The following is an 18,068-nucleotide window of genomic DNA, read 5'->3' as shown; positions in this document are numbered from 1 at the left end:
GCGGCCCCCTGCTCTGATTCGTGGTGATCGCATGGGAGGCTTACCGGGCCGACCGTCGACGTACCGCCCCCGGGAGGTCCGCCCGTGGACCAATTGGCCTTGCTGTTCACGCTGTTGCTGGGGGCCGTGGTCACCGTGCCGCTGGGGGCGCGGCTGGGGCTGCCCGCGCCCGTGCTGATGACGCTCATCGGTGTGGTGCTCGCGCTGCTGCCGTTCGTCCCGAACATCGCCCTGCCGCCCGAGTACATCCTGCCTCTGCTGCTCCCGCCGCTGCTGTACGCCGCGGTCCAGCGCACGTCCTGGCGTCAGTTCACCGCCAACATCCGGCCCATCCTGCTGCTCGCCGTCGCCCTGGTGTTCGTCACCACGGCGGCGGTCGCGGCCGTGGCCCAGGCCGTCGTACCCGGCCTGCCGTTGGCCGCCGCCGTCGCGCTCGGTGCGCTGGTCGCGCCGCCCGACCCGATCGCCGCGACCGCCGTCGCGGGCTCGCTCGGGCTGCCGCGGCGGCTGGTGTCGATCCTGGAGGGCGAGGGGCTCTTCAATGACGTCACCGCGATCGTGCTCTACCACGTGGCGATCGCCGCCGCCGTCAGCGGCAGCTTCTCCTGGCCCCAGGCGGCCGGGGAGCTGGTGCTCTCCGCCGTGGTGGCGGTCGCGGTCGGACTCGCGCTGGGCTGGCTGTCGAACCGGCTGATGGGGCTGCTGGGCGATGCCACCCTCCAGATCGGGCTCACCCTGCTGGTGCCGTTCGTGAGCTACGCGCTGGCCGAGGAGCTCCTCGGGTCCGGTGTGCTCGCCGTCCTCGTCACCGCGCTCTATCTCGCCGAGAACGCCGTCGACGCGGACGACGTGTTGGGACGCCTCGCCGGAGACACGTTCTGGCAGATCGTGGACACCCTGGTGACCGGCCTCGCCTTCGGCGTGATCGGGCTGGAACTCCACCAGGTCATCGGGGCGGCGGCCGCCGGGCACGAGGCCGGGATGGCCACGCTGGCCGGCTGGGCCGCTGCGGTGGTCGCGGTCGTCGTCGGCGTACGGCTGCTGTATCTGCTGCCCGCCACCGCGCTCGCCAAGCGGCTCCACCGCATCCGCGACTACGACGAGGAGATCCCGGTCGGCTGGCGCGAGACCGTCGTCATGTGGTGGTCCGGGATGCGGGGCGTGGCGTCGGTGGCACTGGCCCTCGCGATCCCCCTGCGGACCGATGCCGGTGAGCCGTTCCCGTACCGCGACGAGATCATCTTCATCGCGTTCGCGGTGATCATGACCACCCTCATCGTGCAGGGCCTCAGCCTGCCGTGGCTGGTGAAACGCCTCGGCGTGCGGGCCGACACGGATGCCGAGCGGGCCCTGGAAAGAGACCTCGCGCGCAGGGCGGCACGGGCGGCCAAGCACCGGTTGAAGGAGATCGAGGAGGTCGAGGACCTGCCCGAGGACATCGCCGAGCGGCTGCAGCGGGCGGCGTACGACGTCGGTACCCGGATCAGCCCGGACATCGTGGACGAGGAACGCCGCGACTGGTACGCCAAGCGCGACCGCCGGCTGCGCACCGTGTCCCGTATCACCCGGGAGATGCTGTCAGCGGCGCGCCACGAGGTGCTGGCGGCCCGTAGTGAGCCGGGTACCGATCCCGAGGTGGTGGACCGTGTGCTGCGCCATCTCGATGTGCGCAGTCTGCGCTGACCCGGGCCAACGCCTGCGCCTGTATGCGGCGGTCAGTGGCATCAAGCGGCGCCGCGCCGCAACTCCCTGGCCCAGTCCCGCACATCGGGGTCGGCCAGGCTGCCGGCCAGCCAGTCGTGGTCGAGCTCGACCCCCGGGAGGGACGGTACGACCGCCACGTAGAGCCCCGCGGCACGCGCCGAGGCGATACCCGTGGCCGAGTCCTCGAAGGCGACGGTGTGTTCCGGGGCCGCACCGAGTGTCTCGCATGCCGTGAGGTAGAGGTCTGGCGCGGGCTTGGGGGAACTCACCTCGTCGGCGGCGAACGAGTGGGTGAAGTACTCGGCGAGACCGGCCGACCCCAGTGCCGCGTCCAGTAGTTCCCTCGGGCTGTTGCTGGCGACGGCGACGGGGACGGCCGCCCGGCAGGCGCGCACCAGCTCTGCTGCCCCGGGGAGGGCAGGAGCGCCCTCGGACAGTTCCTTGCGTACTCTCCCGAGGAGTTCGGCGGCGAGTTCGGCGCCGGCGCCCGGGCGGCCGAGGTACCGGGCCATGGTCTCGCCCGCGTCCTCCAGGGTGCGGCCGATGACCAGGGCCTTCTGCTCGGGGCCGAAGGCATGGCCGTGTGCGGCGAAGACGGCCGTCTCCGCGACGGTCCAGCAGGATTCGGTGTCGACGAGCATGCCGTCGCAGTCGAAGACCACGGCCTCGACGCCGGTGGGCAGAGCGATCATGAACGATCACCCTAGGGCGAGAGTCGCGGAACTTCCATATTCCTGCCCGGAATCGGGCAGGAATTGCCCTGCTGTCGCCTCGGTGTGTGGTCAGTCCCGTCCGGTTCGCCGGGACGCACCCTCCTCCGCGTAGGCTCCCGGAGCCTCCACCGCCATCGCCGTCGTGATGCGGGGCAGTGCGTGGGCGTGGTGCTCGCACAGCCAGGAGATCAGCTGCTCGCGCACCGCGCAGCGAACCGTCCAGAGGTCGTCGGCGTCCTTGGCGGTGACCATCGCTCGTACCACCATCGAGTTCGGCGTGGTGTCCGTGACCGCAAGCGACCAGTCGCGGCCGTCCCAGGCCTTGCACTCGTGGAGGATCTCCTGGAGCTTCTCGCGCATCGCGGCCACCGGCGCCGAGTGGTCGAGGTGCAGCAGGACAGTGCCGGTCATCTGCGCACCACCGCGTGACCAGTTCTCGAACGGCTTGCTGGTGAAGTACGAGACCGGCATGGTGATCCGTCGCTCGTCCCAGGTGCGTACGGCGAGGAAGGTGAGGGTGACCTCCTCCACGGTGCCCCACTCGCCGTCCACCACGACGGTGTCCCCGATCCGCACCATGTCACCGAAGGCGATTTGGAAGCCGGCGAAGAGATTGCCGAGGGTGGACTGCGCGGCCACGCCGGCGACGATGCCGAGTACACCCGCCGAGGCGAGCAGCGAGGCGCCCAGTTTGTCCATCCCCGGGAAGGTCAGCAGCATCGAAGCGGCGGCGACCACACAGACGATGGCGGTGACGATCCGCTGGACGAGAGCCACCTGGGTGCGCACCCGGCGCACCCGGGCCGGATCCCGGGTGGTGGCCGCGTACCGCGAGTACGAGGACTCGACCACGGCGGCGGCTATCCGCATCACGAGCCAGGCCGAGGCCGCGATCAGCACCAGGGTCAGTACATGGCCGATCAGCCCCTCGTTCCGCTCCACAGCCGGGATGTGCGTCTCGCCGTAGGTGCCCCTCAGCAGCGCGGTGAGCAGCACCACCTGCAGTGGCGCGCGGCAGCGGCGCAGCAGGCCCCACAGGGGGGTCTCGGTGTGGCGGGCGTCGGTTCGGCGCAGCAGCAGGTCCGCAAGCCATACCAGCAGCAGGGTCAGTCCCACCGAGCCGACCAGGACGATCATCGGGCGCAGCACGTTCTCCATAACCTCGAACGTAACCTGACCGCATGGACATCATGCTTTTCCATTCTGTGTACGGTCTGCGCCCGGCGGTGCACGCGGCTGCCGAGCGACTGCGTGCCGCCGGGCACCAGGTGTGGACGCCCGACCTGTTCGGCGGCCGTACGTTCGACTCCGTCGAGGGGGCCATGGAGTTCCGCGACGAGGTCGGCATGGACGAACTTCTCAAGCGGGCGGTCCTGGCCGCCGCGCCCCACTCCGAGCGCGGACTGGTCTACGCGGGCTTCTCGTTCGGCGCCGCCGTGGCGCAGAATCTCGCGCTCGGCGACGAGAAGGCGCGCGGTCTGCTCCTTTTGCACGGAACATCCGATATCGCTAAAGATGCCCGAGTTGATGAACTGCCCGTCCAACTGCACGTGGCCGACCCCGATCCGTTCGAGCCCCATGACTGGCTGACGGCCTGGTATCTCCAGATGGGCAGGGCGGGGGCCGACGTGGAGGTGCACCGCTACCCGGGTGCGGGGCATCTGTACACCGACCCCGACCTGCCGGACTTCGACGAGGAAGCCGCCGGGCAGACCTGGCGGGTGTCGCTCGCCTTCCTCGACTCGCTCGCGGAAGGCTGAGGAGACAACCCCCGCCACCGTCAGGAGGAGAGCCGGTAGCACTGGCCCGTGGGGTTGTCGGCCGGAGGTCTGCACTGGAACCCGTAGTCGTCCGCACGCGTGCTGAGATAGCGGCCGATACAGGCGTTCGCCGTGGTCCTTCCGCGTTCGGCACAGAACACCAGCGCGGACGCGCCGCTGGTGAACGGGCCGGGCGCGTAGACCACCCAGTACCCGGGGCGCAGCGAGGCGTAGTCGTCGCTGCGCAGCACATCGGCCTCCGGCACGGTGGTGCGTACGGCGGCGAGACGCTGATCGCGGGCCGTCGTACCCGAGCTGACGGGCTCCGAGAACAACTGCGCGATCCAGCGGCCGGACGGCGTGAGCGCCTCGTCCGGCGGGGCGGCGGACGGGCTGGGTGTGGGCGTCGCCACCGGCGCGCTGGGCGGGGCGGGTCCCGAGGACAGGGGAGCCGGTGACGAGGGCGCGGGGGTAGCCGAAGCCGTACCGGCCGGAGTGACCGCGGCCGGACCTCTGGCGTCCTCCTTGGTGGCGCCCTGCCCTTGTTCGCGCAGGGTCAGGGCGAGCGCGGTGGCGGCGGTGACCGCGACGGCCACCGCGATCGCGGCGATCGCCACGGGCATACGGCGGCGCTCCCGCTCGCCCTCCCGTTGCCGTTTCCCGGACGGGACCGTGGGGTGAGGGTCTTCGGGGACCGTGGGCCGCGGGCTGTCCAGTTGAGTGGGTACGGGCGGTGTGGGGGGCGTGGGAGGCGCCGTGCGTGCGGCCCCCGGCACCGGCGGCACCAGTCCGGTCACCGTCGGCCGGGACCAGTCCGGTGTCCCGCCGGCCTCCACCCGGGCCAGCATCGCGTCCAGCTCTCCGGCAACGGGCCGGGCCGCCGGATCCCGTACCAGCAGGGCCTCCAGCACCGGTGCGAGCGGCCCGGAGCGGGCCGGGGGCGGTACGGGATCGTCGAGCACCGCCGCCAGGGTGGCCAGGGTGGAGTCCCGGCGCAGCGGACTGACGCCTTCCGCGCACACGTACAGCACCAGCCCCAGCGACCAGAGATCAGACGCCGGATTGTCCCGGTCATGGCCGCGGATCCGTTCCGGGGCGATGTACTCGGGCGAGCCGACCAGCTCACCCGTCATGGTCAGCGAGGTCGTGCCCTCCAGTGCCGCGATGCCGAAGTCGGTGAGCACGGCGACAGGCGGGCTCTCTGCGCCGGGTCCCGCTGAAACACCGTTGCGCAGCAGCACATTGGCGGGTTTGACGTCCCGGTGCTGGATGCCCGCCGCATGCGCGGCGCTCAGCCCGGAGAGCACCTGGCGGCCGATGCGGGCAGCCTCGTCCGGAGCCATCGGCCCCTGGCTGAGCCGCTGTTGCAGCGAGTCGCCGGGCACCAGCTCCATCACGATCCACGGATGGGGATCCGCGTCAACGATGTGGTGGATAGTCACCACATGTGGGTGACTGATCCGTGCGAGAGCGCGGGCCTCGCGCAGTACACGCTCCCGCACGGCCGCGGACGCCCCCGCATCGGATCGGACCGCTTTCAGGGCCACTTCGCGGTGGAGCACGGTGTCGCGAGCCCGCCACACCGTGCCCATTCCTCCGCTGCCGAGCGGCTCGATCAGCTCGAACCGCGCGTCGATCACATCCCCCGGCGCGTTCATGGCGCCAGGTTAGAGGAACCGGAACCGCCCCGTTCACCGCACGGGCTGGTTCACCTTCTCCACTTTCTGGGTCCCGTTCAGGGTCCGGTACGAGCGGGTCCAGGACGCCGTGGCGTCCTGCTTCGTCCGGTCGGACAGCGTGTAGTAGTCCATCTGGGAGCGCTCGGCGGTCACATCCAGCACGCCGTAGCCGTGGTGGTCCATGTCGACCCACTTCACATGGCGGTTGGCAGCCTTGATCGCGGCCTGTGCGACAAGGGAGACCGTGCCCGGCAGGACATGCAGCAGGTCGTCCAAGTTGTCCGAGGTCACCGAGGTCACCACGAACTCGGTGGCGGCCGACTGCGACACCGGATAGGTCGCGGCCTTCACCGGAACGTCGTTGGCCCAGGCCATGTGGATGTCACCGGTGAGGAACACGGTGTTCGTGATGCCGCGGTCCGTCAGGTGCTTCAGCAGCTCCTTGCGGTCGTCCGTGTAGCCGTCCCACTGGTCGACGTTGATGGCGATGCCCTCTGTGGGCAGGCCCAGCAGCTTGGCGATCGGTTCGAGCAGATGCGCCGGAAGGGAGCCGAAGGCGACCGGCGAGATCATCACCGAGGTGCCGACCAGCTTCCAGGTCGCGTCGGAAGCCGCCAGGCCCGACTTGAGCCAGTCGAGCTGGGCGCGGCCGGTGATGGTGCGCTCAGGGTCGTCGACCTTGCCGCTGCCCACCGACGCCTGCTGGGAGCGGAAGGAGCGCAGGTCCAGCAGATGGAGCTCGGCCAGCTTGCCGAAGCGCAGCCTGCGGTAGACGGTGCCCTCGGTGGCGGTGCGCACCGGCATCCACTCGAAGTACGCCTGCTTGGCCGCCGCTGCACGAGCGGCGTAGTCGCCCTCGGTGCCCGGGGTGTGGTTCTCGGCGCCACCGGACCAGGCGTCGTTGGCTATCTCGTGGTCGTCCCAGATCGCGATGATCGGGTGAGCCGCGTGCATCGTCTGGAGGTCGGCGTCGGTCTTGTACTTGCCGTGCCGTGTGCGGTAGTCGGCCAGGCTGAGGATCTCGTGCCTGGGCTCGTGCTGCCGTACGACGTACTTCTCCTCCGGGTAGCCGCCGGTGCCGTACTCGTAGATGTAGTCACCGAGATGGAGGACCGCGTCCAGGTCGGCACGGGCGGCCAGGTGGCGGTACGCGGAGAAGTAGCCCGCCTCCCAGTTGGCGCAGGACACCACACCGAAGCGCACCCCGGACGTGCTCGCGTCCACGGCGGGGGCGGTACGGGTACGGCCCACGGGGGAGACCGCGGGGCCGGAGCTGAAGCGGAAGTAGTAGACGGTGGAGGCACGCAGACCGCGCACATCGACCTTGACGGTGTGGTCGCTCGTGGCGGTGGCGGTGGTACGGCCGCCGGCCACGATCCGGGCGAAGCCCTTGTCCTCGGCGACCTCCCAGTTCACCTCCGTGGCGGGGCCTTTGCCGGACCCGGGCACGGCGTCCGGGGACGGTGTGACCCGGGTCCACAGCAGCACACCGTCGGAGAGGGGATCGCCCGAGGCGACACCATGGAGGAACGCGGTGCCCAGTGCGTCGTCGGCGTGGGCGGCGGAAGCCGCCGCGAGCGCGGGCGCGGCGACGGCGGCGGTGGTGACAGCGGTAGCGGCGGCGGCCTTGACGACCGCGCGGCGGCTTGGAGTTGTGGGGAGGAGTCTGGTCACGGCCGATCAGACTACTGACCAGTAAGGCAAACGGGCAGGCGAACGCCGAAATTTCGCCTGCCCGTTCGGAAAATATGGTCTGCCGTTACCCCTTGAGGGCCTTGGCGACCGCGGCGTCGTACTGCGCCGCCGTCATGGGCGCGTTCTCGGCACCCTCGGCGGTGATCTTCTTGCCGTCCATCTTCAGGGTCGGGGTGCCCTGGACGCCGCTGGAGTCGAACGTCGCGGACATCTTCAGCGCCCACGCGTCATAGGTGCCGTCCTTGACGGCACTCTGGAACTCGGTGTTGCCCTTCAGCGCGGTCACGGTGTCCGCCACCTCGATGAGGTAGTCGTCCTTGGCGAACTTGTCGTCGCGCTCCTCGGGGTGGTACTTCGCCGAGTACAGGGCGGCCTTGTACTCCAGGAAGGCCTCGGGGCTCACATTGAGCGCCGCGCCCAGCGCGGAAAGGGCGTTCTTGGAGCCCTCGCCGTTGTCGGCGTTGTCGATGAAGGTGGCGCCGATGTACTTGATCTTGTACTTGCCGGCGTCCACGTCCTTCTTGACGTTCGAACCGACCGCCTGCTCGAAGGTGGCGCAGATCGGGCAGCGCGAGTCCTCGTACAGCTCCAGGGTCTTCTTGGCGGTCGGCTTGCCGATCACCACGTTCGTGCCGTTCTCGCCCTCGGTGTTCTTCGGCTGCACGACCTTCGCGCTCTTGGCCGCCTCCCAGGCGGTGGGCTTGTTGAGGTGCATGATGAAGGCACCGACACCGCCCGCCGCGGCCAGTACGCCGACGACCGAGGCGGCGACGATCAGCTGACGCCTGACCTTGTCCTTCTTGGCCTGGCGCTCGCGCTCCGCGCGCAGGCGCTCACGGGCGGCCGCCTTGTTGGCCTGGCTGTTACGTGCACTCATGTGTGGTTTCTCCGTGTTCGTATGATCTTGGGCGGGGGAGTGTTCCGGGGATACCGGTTCAGGCGAGGGCGAGAGCCTGGAGCGGCGGTCCCCTCCGTCCCACGGAGTGAACGAGCAGCAGGGGCTTTCCGGAGCGCCGGCGCCGGAAGGTCTGTACGGGACGACCCGGACGGCGGGTCGCGGGAGTGATCCTGGGGGCTGCCGCGATCAGCAGCGGCCGGAAGGCGTAGGCCGCGACCGCCCGCAGCAGGGCCGCGAGGGCCTTCTCGCCGTGCCGCAGCCAGGCGGCGGCGGCCAGCCCCACGGCCATGTGCGCGGCGAGCAGAAGCCACGGCACGGCAGGGTCGGGTGAGTCGACCAGCGTGGCCATGTGCCCCTGGGGCGAGGCCACCCCCGGCAGCGGGGCGCCGACCCCGCCGCCGCAGAGCACATCGACCCCGACCGCGCGGAGGGAGCCGGCGACCGGGCCGCCCGCGGCGCCGTAGCAGACATGCTGACCCGCGGTGAAGACGGTGTCGGCGGCCAGCTCCAGGGGGACGAGCACGGCCGCGATCGGGCCGTAGGCACGCTCACGTCCCGCCAGCGCGTAGGCGAGCAGGAACACCCCCGCGGCGACCGCGCCCACCGTGACCAGGGGGAGCGGAGCGCGGGAGAGCAGCACATGGGAGGCCGCGGACAGCGTCACGACCACCGCCGTGAAGATCGCTGCCCGCAGCCCTCTGAGCCGGGTCCCTGAAACGTCCATCGACCAGTGAGTGTGCCATGGGCCGCTGTAAGCAGCCCTTAAGCGCAGTTCAGGAGGTTTGCGGCCTGTGCTGCGGCAAGGGCGGGGCCGTTACCGAAGCCCGGGAATCCTGCCGTTGCGGAAGAGGTCCACGAAGATCTGGTGGTCGGCCCTGGCCTGCGCGCCGTAACTGTGCGCGAAGTCCACCAGCAGCTCCCCGAAGCCGTCCTCGTCCGCCGCGATCGCCGCGTCGATGGCGCGCTCCGTGGAGAACGGCACCAGCGAGTGGCCGCTCTCGTCGTCCGCCGCCGCGTGCATCGTGGCCGTGGCACGGCCGAGGTCCGCGACGGTCGCCGAGATCTCCGCCGGATCGTCGATGTCCGACCAGTCGAGGTCCACCGCGTAGGGGGAGACCTCCGCGACCAGCTGCCCGGCACCGTCGAGCTCCGTCCAGCCCAGCCACGGGTCCGCGTGGTCCTGGAGCGCCCGCTGGGAGATCACCGTGCGGTGCCCCTCGTGCTGGAAGTAGCCGCGCACCCGCTCGTCGGTGATGTGCCGGGACACCGCAGGGATCTGCGCCTGCTTCATATAGATCACGACATCGTTCTCGAGGGCGTCGCTGTTGCCCTCCAGCAGGATGTTGTACGACGGCAGCCCGGCCGACCCGATGCCGATGCCGCGCCGCCCCACGACGTCCTTCACCCGGTACGAGTCGGGGCGCGCCAGGCTCTCCTCGGGCAGGGTCTCCAGATAGCCGTCGAAAGCCGCCAGCACCTTGTAGCGAGTCGCCGCGTCCAGCTCGATCGCCCCGCCGCCCTCGGTGAAGCGCCGCTCGTACTCCCGGATCTCGGTCACCGAGTCCAGCAGCCCGAAACGGGTCAGCGCACGGGCGCTGCGCAGCGCGTCGAGCAGCGGGCCCTCGGCGGTGTCCAGGGTGAACGGAGGCACCTCGTCGTTCTTGGCGCCGGAGGCGAGCGCGTGGATGCGCTCGCGGTAGGCCGCCGCGTAGGTCCGCACCAGGTCGGAGATCTGCCCGTCACTGAGGGCCTTGGTGTAGCCGATCAGCGCCAGCGAGGCGGAGAGCCGCTTGACGTCCCAGGTGAAGGGGCCGACATAGGCTTCGTCGAAGTCGTTGACGTTGAAGATCAGCCGGCCGTTCGCGTCCATGTACGTGCCGAAGTTCTCGGCGTGGAGGTCGCCGTGGATCCACACGCGGCTGGTGCGCTCGTCCAGGTAGGGGCCGCTGTTCTGCTCCCGCTCCAGGTCGGCGTAGAAGAGGCACGCCGTGCCCCGGTAGAAGGCGAAGGCCGAGCCGGCCATCTTGCGGAACTTCACCCGGAACGCGGCCGGGTCGGCGGCCAGAAGCTCGCCGAAGGCGGTGCCGAAGACGGCGAGGATCTCCTCGCCGCGCTCGCCGGCCATGGACTGGTGGACCGACATCGCTGGGTGCCTCCTGGTGCATGAGAAACAGAACGAAGAGCGGATGGGAAACCCGAACGAAAGGGACAGGGGTTCCGTCCCGCTCAACGCACGACGGTAGTCCTGAGTGCCCCGCGATTGTCAGTGCGGAGCCGTAGACTTCCTCGCTGTCCGCTCAGACAGCTTCAGACAGACGGCAGGCAGACACAGACCGCCCGCCGCCCGTCTCCTACCTCTCACCGGAGGCCTTCCGCCGTGACCAAGCCGCCCTTCACGCACCTACACGTCCACACCCAGTACTCCCTGCTGGACGGCGCGGCGCGGCTCAAGGACATGTTCAATGCCTGCAATGAGATGGGCATGACGCATATCGCCATGAGCGATCACGGCAATCTCCACGGCGCGTACGACTTCTTCCACTCCGCCCAGAAGGCCGGAATCACCCCGATCATCGGCATCGAGGCCTACGTCGCCCCGGAGTCCCGGCGCAACAAGCGCAAGATCCAGTGGGGCCAGCCGCACCAGAAGCGGGACGACGTCTCCGGTTCGGGCGGTTACACCCACAAGACCATCTGGGCGGCCGACGCGACCGGTCTGCACAACCTCTTCCGGCTGTCCTCGGACGCGTACGCGGAGGGCTGGCTGCAGAAGTGGCCGCGGATGGACAAGGAGACCATCGCCCAGTGGTCCGAGGGTCTGATCGCCTCCACCGGCTGTCCCTCGGGCGAGCTCCAGACCCGGCTGCGCCTCGGCCAGTTCGACGAGGCCCTGAAGGCGGCCTCCGAGTACCAGGACATCTTCGGCAAGGACCGGTACTTCCTGGAACTCATGGACCACGGCATCGAGATCGAGCGCCGGGTCCGAGACGGGCTGCTGGAGATCGGCAGGAAGCTCGGCATCCCGCCGCTCGTCACCAACGACTCGCACTACACCTACGCGCACGAGGCCGGCGCGCACGACGCCCTGCTCTGCATCCAGACCGGCAAGAACCTCTCGGACCCCGACCGGTTCCGGTTCGACGGCACCGGCTACTACCTGAAGTCGACCGACGAGATGTACGCGATCGACTCGTCCGACGCCTGGCAGGAGGGCTGCCGGAACACCCTGCTGGTCGCCGAGCAGATCGACACCTCCGGGATGTTCGAGAAGCGCGACCTGATGCCGAAGTTCGACATCCCCGAGGGCTACACAGAGGTCTCCTGGTTCCGTGAGGAGACCCTGCGCGGCATGGAGCGCCGCTTCCCCGGCGGTATCCCCGAGGACCGCATCAAGCAGGTCGAGTACGAGATGGACACCATCATCTCGATGGGCTTCCCGGGATACTTCCTCGTCGTCGCGGACTTCATCATGTGGGCCAAGAACCAGGGCATCGCGGTCGGCCCCGGCCGTGGCTCCGCGGCGGGCTCGATCGTGGCGTACGCGCTGGGCATCACCGACCTCGACCCGATCCCGCACGGCCTGATCTTCGAGCGGTTCCTCAACCCCGAGCGCATCTCGATGCCCGATGTCGACATCGACTTCGACGAGCGCAGGCGCGTCGAGGTGATCAGGTACGTGACCGAGAAGTACGGCGCCGACAAGGTCGCCATGATCGGCACCTACGGCACCATCAAGGCCAAGAACGCGATCAAGGACTCCGCGCGCGTCCTCGGCTATCCGTACGCGATGGGCGACCGCCTCACCAAGGCCATGCCCGCCGACGTCCTCGGCAAGGGCATCCCGCTCTCCGGCATCCTCGACCCCTCGCACCCGCGCTACAGCGAGGCCGGCGAGATCCGGGGGATGTACGAGAACGAGCCGGACGTGAAGAAGGTCATCGACACCGCCCGGGGCGTCGAGGGACTGGTCCGGCAGATGGGTGTGCACGCCGCCGGCGTGATCATGTCCAGCGAGACGATCACCGACCACGTCCCCGTCTGGGTGAGGCACACGGACGGCGTCACCATCACCCAGTGGGACTACCCGAGCTGCGAGTCGCTCGGCCTGCTGAAGATGGACTTCCTGGGCCTGCGCAACCTCACGATCATGGACGACGCCGTCAAGATGGTGAAGGCCAACAAGGGGATCGACATCGATCTGCTGAGCCTGCCACTCGACGACCCCACGACCTTCGAGCTGCTCCAGCGCGGCGACACCCTCGGCGTCTTCCAGTTCGACGGCGGGCCGATGCGCTCGCTGCTGCGGCTGATGAAGCCCGACAACTTCGAAGACATCTCCGCCGTGTCCGCCCTGTACCGGCCGGGCCCGATGGGCATGAACTCGCACACGAACTACGCGCTGCGCAAGAACGGCCAGCAGGAGATCACCCCGATCCACCCCGAGCTGGAGGAGCCGCTCAAGGAGGTCCTGGATGTCACCTACGGCCTGATCGTCTACCAGGAGCAGGTGCAGAAGGCCGCCCAGATCATCGCGGGGTACTCGCTCGGCGAGGCCGACATCCTCCGCCGCGTCATGGGCAAGAAGAAGCCCGAGGAGCTGGCGAAGAACTTCGTCCTCTTCCAGGAGGGCGCGCGGAAGAAGGAATTCAGCGACCAGGCCATCCAGGCCCTGTGGGACGTGCTCGTCCCGTTCGCCGGATACGCCTTCAACAAGGCCCACTCCGCCGCGTACGGCCTCGTCTCGTACTGGACGGCGTACCTCAAGGCCAACCACCCCGCCGAGTACATGGCTGCGCTGCTCACCTCGGTCAAGGACGACAAGGACAAGTCCGCCGTCTATCTGAACGAGTGCCGCCGCATGGGCATCAAGGTCCTCCCGCCCAATGTGAACGAGTCGCTGTCGAACTTCGCGGCCCAGGGCGACGACGTGATCCTCTTCGGCCTGACCGCCGTGCGCAACGTCGGGCAGAACGTGGTCGAGTCGATCATCCGGTGCCGCAAGTCCAAGGGGAAGTACTCCTCCTTCCCGGACTTCCTGGACAAGGTCGAGGCGGTCGTCTGCAACAAGCGGACCATCGAGTCGCTGATCAAGGCCGGTGCCTTCGACGAGATGGGCCACACCCGCAAGGGCCTGGTCGCCCAGCACGAACCCATGATCGACAACGTGGTGGCGGTCAAGCGCAAGGAGGCCGAGGGACAGTTCGACCTCTTCGGCGGCATGGGCGAAGCGGACAGCACCGAGCCGGGCTTCGGTCTGGACGTCGAGTTCTCCGACGTCGAGTGGGAGAAGTCCTATCTGCTCGCGCAGGAGCGCGAGATGCTCGGCCTCTATGTCTCCGACCATCCCCTCTTCGGCCTCGAGCACGTGCTGTCCGACAAGACCGACGCCGGCATCTCCCAGCTCACCGGTGGTGAGCACGCGGACGGCGCGGTCGTCACCATCGGCGGCATCATCTCGGGCCTCCAGCGCAAGATGACCAAGCAGGGCAACGCCTGGGCGATCGCCACCGTGGAGGACCTCGCCGGATCCATCGAGTGCATGTTCTTCCCCGCCACCTACCAGCTGGTGTCCACCCAGTTGGTCGAGGACACGGTCGTCTTCGTGAAGGGGCGGCTCGACAAGCGCGAGGACGTGCCCCGGCTGGTCGCGATGGAACTGATGGTCCCCGACCTCTCGTCCGCTGGTACCAACGCACCTGTGGTGATCACCATCCCCACGGTCAAGGTCACCCCACCCATGATCAGCCGGCTCGGGGAGATCCTCGGCCACCACAAGGGCAACACCGAGGTGCGGATCAAGCTCCTTGGCGCCCGTAAGACCACGGTGCTCCGGCTCGACCGGCACCGGGTGCAGCCGGACCCCGCGCTCTTCGGCGATCTGAAGGTGCTGCTGGGCCCGTCCTGTCTGGCGGGCTGACGGCCCGGAAACCGTTCAGGGGCGCACCCGTTCTCATCGGGTGCGCCCCTCGGACGTCCACGCGTCTCTCAGGCGTCAGTGCGCCCGAGGGCGTCAGTTGTGGCCGAAGCGCTTCTGGCGGCCCTTGTGTGCCACGTCCGTGGGAGTGACCTGTGCCGCCCGGTGCTCGGCCTGTGCCTCCATCGACGAGGAGCGGGCCTGCTGTGAGCCCCGCTCGGCGGACGAGGCGGACTGCTGCTTGCGTTCTCGGTTCTTGTTCTTGGCCATGGTGTGCCTCCAATAAGGGGATCCAGAAGCTGGGCCGCCCTCAGCCTCACACACCGGTTCAGACGCCGCATTTCGGATCATTGCCCTGAGTGATCGGCCGCTGTTACGGTGCGGCTTCACCAATTCGCCACGCCGATGATCCAGTTCCGGACGTCAACCCTCCGGCGTTGGGGCAGACTCGAAGCACACCCGAGCACCTTCCGATCCCGAGGTTCCCGAAAGAGGGTGGAACACGTGGACCGCTGCGTCGTCCTTGTGGACGCCGGTTACCTGCTGGGCGCCGCCGCGAGCCTCCTCGCCGGAGAACCGGCCCGATCACGCATCACTGTCGACCACGCAGCCCTCATCCACGGTCTGCGTGAGCGCGCCGAGGCCGACACCGAGCGTCCGCTACTGCGGATCTACTGGTTCGACGGCGCACCCGACCGTGTCCCCCAACCGGAGCACAGGCGGCTGCGGGTCATGCCCCGGGTCACCGTCCGGCTGGGCGCACTGACCCGGAGCGACGGTCGCTGGGCCCAGAAGGGCGTGGACGCCGCCATGCACGCCGAGCTCACCGAGCTGGCCAGGAACCGCGCCTGCTCCGACATCGTGCTGGTCACCGGGGACGGCGATCTGCTGCCCGGGCTGATGTCCGCGAAGGAGCACGGAGTCGCCGTCCACCTCTGGGCCGTACAGGCCGCCGACGGCGACTACAACCAGTCGGAGGACCTGGTCGCCGAGGCCGACGAGCGCCGTGTACTCGACCGGACCTGGATCACCCAGGCCGTCAGGGCCAAGGACCTCGGCGGGGTCTGCGCCCCACCGCCCGCCCCGCGACCCGAGATCGCCGCGATCCTCTCCGCCCCGCTGCCGGAGGCCGCGCTGGCCGCGGCGGGCGGGGCGGTGGACGACGCCCGCGCACGGGTCGCGGACGTCGTACGGAACGGCACGTCCGCCCGCGCGGCGGACGCCGCAGCCCCGGCCGGGGCTGCCGGCACCGGGGTCAAGGGCGTCCCCACCCCCAAGGACCTCGCGGGCATGCGGGGCCCCGGGGCGCCCGGAGTCGTACCGCCCGGGGACAGGACCGCTCAGGCCGGTGCCACCCTGCGCTGGTCCTCCGACAAGGGCTGGATCGAACGACCGGGCGGAGGCACGCTCGGTGAGCCCCCGGAGAGCGCCTCGCTGCCCACCCTCGCCCAGCTCACCAGCGCCGAGCAGCGCTGGGCGGACCGCGAGGAGGACATCACCACGGTCGGCGGCGACCCCTACGAGGTGGGGCAGGTGTTCGCGCGTCGCTGGATGGAGCGGCTCCCCGATCCGGCCCATGTGCAGAAGCTGTCCAGCATGTACCCCCGGATCCCGCACCGCATCGACGGCGAACTGCTGCGCTACGCGGCCCGTTTCGGGCTGCTCGCCCACAAGGACGACCAGATCGACGAGCACGACCGCTACGCGATCCGGGCGGGATTCTGGCGCGAGATCGACGTACGGGCCGCGGCCGAAGGCGCCCCGGCGCGGGAATAGCCCCGGCGACCCCTTAGGCTCGTTCTTCGTGAGTACGGTGTGTGTGGTGCGGGACCTGGTGAAGACGTACCCGGCCGCCCGCGCCCGGCGCGGGACCTCCGCCACCCCCGAAGTGCGCGCCAACGACGGAGTGTCGCTGGCCGCGCGGGCCGGGGAGATCTTCGGGCTGCTCGGACCCAACGGCGCGGGCAAGTCGACCCTGGTACGTCAGCTCACCGGTCTGATGCGCCCGGACTCCGGCACGGTCGACGTACTGGGCCACGATCTGGTGCGCCATCCCGAGCGGGCCTCCCGGCTCATGGGCTATCTCGGCCAGGAGTCCACGGCGCTGGACGAGCTGACGGTGGCGCTGGCCGCGGAGACCACCGGACGGCTGAGGGGACTCGGCGTGCGCCAGGCGAGGGCCGAGCGCGACGCCGTACTCGGTGAACTCGGCCTGACCGCGCTCGCAGGACGCCCCCTGAAGAAGCTGTCCGGCGGACAGCGGCGGCTGGCCTGCTTCGCGGCGGCGCTCGTGGGGGAGCGGCCCGTGCTCGTCCTGGACGAGCCCACCACCGGAATGGACCCCGTCGCGAGGCGCGCGGTCTGGGCCGCGGTCGACCGGCGCCGGGCCGAGCACGGTACGACGGTGCTCCTGGTCACCCACAACGTCATCGAGGCCGAGACCGTGCTCGACCGCGTCGCCGTGCTCGACCGCGGCAAGGTCATCGCCTGCGACACCCCGGCCGGGCTCAAGGAGCGCGTGGCCGGAGAGGTACGGCTGGATCTGGTGTGGCGCGAGCAGCCGCCCCTGGGGGTGCCGGAAGTCGCCGCACTGCGCGCGTCCGCCCAGGAGTCGGGCCGCCGCTGGGTGCTGCGCCTCGCCCCGGAAGAGGCGAGAGCGGCCGTGGCCGCGGTGACCGGCGGTGAGGCGTTCGCGGCCCTGGACGACTTCACCCTGGCCACGCCGAGCCTTGAGGACGTGTATCTGGCGCTCGGCGGTCATACGACGAAGGGCCTGGTGAAGGCATGAACCAGGCGCACGGCCCTGCGCATGGCACAGTAGGCCCTGGTCCAGCCCCGCACGAACCGAACAGGAGCAGCGCCAGGTGAGCATCGTGCCCGCGGAGGCCGTGTCCGCGAACGTGCGGGGCGGCGCGCAGACCGCGACCCACACCGTCCCCGCCGCCGCACCACTCGCGCCGCGCGCCCGGCTGCTGCCCGCGCTGGCCGCCGTGTACCGGGCCCAGCTCTCCCGCGCCCGCGTCGCGCGGATCCCGCTGCTGTTCGTGGCCACCTTCCAGTCCGTGGGGATCATGGTGCTGATGCGGGGCGTCGTGGACGGCGGTGACGAGGCACGGGCCGTGGTCGCCGGGTCCTCCGTCCTGGTCGTCGCCTTCGTCGCGCTCAACCTGCTCGCCCAGTACTTCGGTCAGCTCAGGGCGGGCGGGGGCCTCGACCACTACGCCACACTGCCCGTGCCCCCCGCCGCGGTGGTGCTGGGCGCGGCCGGGGCGTACGCCTCGTTCACTGTGCCGGGCACGATCGTGACGGCGGTCATCGGCTCGGTGCTGTTCGGGCTGCCGCTCACCCATCTGTGGGTGCTGGCCGCGGTGATCCCCCTCGCGGGCGCCGCTCTCGCCGGTCTCGGCGCGGCCCTCGGACTGCTCGCCCCCCGCCAGGAGCTCGCCACCCTGCTGGGCCAGCTCGGCATGTCCGCGGCCCTGCTGCTCGGAGTGCTCCCGCCCGGACGGCTGCCGGGGCCCATCGCGTACGCACGGGATCTGCTGCCCTCGACCTACGGGGTCGAGGCCCTGGCACGCACCTTCGAGACGCATCCGCACTGGCCGACGGTGGTTCTGGACCTCGCCGTCTGCGCCGGGGTCGGCGTGGTGTCCCTGGGCGTCGCGACATGGGCGTACCGAAAGGCAGCCGTCCGCTGACGGACCG

14 protein-coding genes are annotated in these 18,068 nt (G+C 69.9%); 6 read left to right on the top strand and 8 right to left on the bottom strand.

The features are described from left to right. Nucleotides 1-84 precede the first annotated feature (84 nt). Complete coding sequence (locus ABZ532_RS01360) at nt 85-1,683, top strand: Na+/H+ antiporter (protein WP_361278320.1); 1,599 nt, start codon at nt 85-87, stop codon at nt 1,681-1,683. Between the two features lie 41 nt (nt 1,684-1,724). On the opposite strand, the gene ABZ532_RS01355 is transcribed toward ABZ532_RS01360, so the two are convergent. After that, nucleotides 1,725-2,396, bottom strand: a complete 672-nt coding sequence (locus ABZ532_RS01355) for an HAD family phosphatase (RefSeq protein ID WP_361278318.1) — start codon at nt 2,394-2,396, stop codon at nt 1,725-1,727. Between the two features lie 90 nt (nt 2,397-2,486). Continuing rightward, nucleotides 2,487-3,575, bottom strand: coding sequence for a mechanosensitive ion channel domain-containing protein (locus ABZ532_RS01350; RefSeq protein ID WP_361278316.1), 1,089 nt, complete (start codon nt 3,573-3,575; stop codon nt 2,487-2,489). Nucleotides 3,576-3,598: 23 nt separating this feature from the next. Between ABZ532_RS01350 and ABZ532_RS01345 the strand changes: the two genes are divergently transcribed. Beyond that, complete coding sequence (locus ABZ532_RS01345) at nt 3,599-4,177, top strand: dienelactone hydrolase family protein (protein WP_361278314.1); 579 nt, start codon at nt 3,599-3,601, stop codon at nt 4,175-4,177. Nucleotides 4,178-4,197: 20 nt separating this feature from the next. Here ABZ532_RS01345 and ABZ532_RS01340 read toward each other — a convergent pair whose 3' ends face one another. The 5 genes from ABZ532_RS01340 to ABZ532_RS01320 all read right to left on the bottom strand — a co-directional run bounded on the left by ABZ532_RS01340 (nt 4,198) and on the right by ABZ532_RS01320 (nt 10,592). Continuing rightward, nucleotides 4,198-5,835: a serine/threonine-protein kinase gene (locus ABZ532_RS01340; RefSeq protein WP_361278312.1), complete on the bottom strand. Its 1,638-nt coding sequence runs from the start codon at nt 5,833-5,835 to the stop codon at nt 4,198-4,200. Nucleotides 5,836-5,868: 33 nt separating this feature from the next. Continuing rightward, nucleotides 5,869-7,530: an alkaline phosphatase D family protein gene (locus ABZ532_RS01335; RefSeq protein ID WP_361278310.1), complete on the bottom strand. Its 1,662-nt coding sequence runs from the start codon at nt 7,528-7,530 to the stop codon at nt 5,869-5,871. A gap of 85 nt (nt 7,531-7,615) precedes the next feature. Next, nucleotides 7,616-8,428 carry a DsbA family protein gene (locus ABZ532_RS01330; protein WP_361278308.1) on the bottom strand — a complete coding sequence of 271 codons (813 nt, stop codon included), beginning with the start codon at nt 8,426-8,428 and terminating at the stop codon, nt 7,616-7,618. Between the two features lie 58 nt (nt 8,429-8,486). Continuing rightward, nucleotides 8,487-9,173: a hypothetical protein gene (locus ABZ532_RS01325; RefSeq protein WP_361278305.1), complete on the bottom strand. Its 687-nt coding sequence runs from the start codon at nt 9,171-9,173 to the stop codon at nt 8,487-8,489. Between the two features lie 90 nt (nt 9,174-9,263). Beyond that, nucleotides 9,264-10,592: a DUF2252 domain-containing protein gene (locus ABZ532_RS01320; RefSeq protein ID WP_361278303.1), complete on the bottom strand. Its 1,329-nt coding sequence runs from the start codon at nt 10,590-10,592 to the stop codon at nt 9,264-9,266. Between the two features lie 234 nt (nt 10,593-10,826). On the opposite strand from ABZ532_RS01320, the gene dnaE reads away from it, so the two are divergent. Then, nucleotides 10,827-14,366 (top strand): DNA polymerase III subunit alpha, encoded by a 3,540-nt coding sequence (gene dnaE / locus ABZ532_RS01315; protein ID WP_361278301.1) that lies wholly within the window; start codon nt 10,827-10,829, stop codon nt 14,364-14,366. A gap of 93 nt (nt 14,367-14,459) precedes the next feature. On the opposite strand, the gene ABZ532_RS01310 is transcribed toward dnaE, so the two are convergent. Continuing rightward, nucleotides 14,460-14,633 carry a hypothetical protein gene (locus ABZ532_RS01310; protein ID WP_361278299.1) on the bottom strand — a complete coding sequence of 58 codons (174 nt, stop codon included), beginning with the start codon at nt 14,631-14,633 and terminating at the stop codon, nt 14,460-14,462. Nucleotides 14,634-14,858: 225 nt separating this feature from the next. On the opposite strand from ABZ532_RS01310, the gene ABZ532_RS01305 reads away from it, so the two are divergent. The 3 genes from ABZ532_RS01305 to ABZ532_RS01295 all read left to right on the top strand — a co-directional run bounded on the left by ABZ532_RS01305 (nt 14,859) and on the right by ABZ532_RS01295 (nt 18,061). Further along, a complete protein-coding gene (locus ABZ532_RS01305; protein ID WP_361278297.1) occupies nt 14,859-16,139 on the top strand; it encodes an NYN domain-containing protein in 1,281 nt (426 codons plus the stop codon). Between the two features lie 37 nt (nt 16,140-16,176). Continuing rightward, nucleotides 16,177-17,151: an ABC transporter ATP-binding protein gene (locus ABZ532_RS01300; RefSeq protein ID WP_361278661.1), complete on the top strand. Its 975-nt coding sequence runs from the start codon at nt 16,177-16,179 to the stop codon at nt 17,149-17,151. Nucleotides 17,152-17,251: 100 nt separating this feature from the next. Beyond that, on the top strand, nt 17,252-18,061 hold the full coding sequence (locus ABZ532_RS01295) for an ABC transporter permease (RefSeq protein WP_361278658.1): 810 nt from the start codon (nt 17,252-17,254) through the stop codon (nt 18,059-18,061). The last annotated feature ends 7 nt before the right edge of the window (nt 18,062-18,068 follow it).

Source organism: Streptomyces sp. NPDC019396 (assembly GCF_040632375.1).
Classification (GTDB): Bacteria; Actinomycetota; Actinomycetes; order Streptomycetales; family Streptomycetaceae; genus Streptomyces.
Note: the sequence above shows the minus strand (reverse complement) of the source record. Positions and strands in the feature narration are given on the sequence as shown.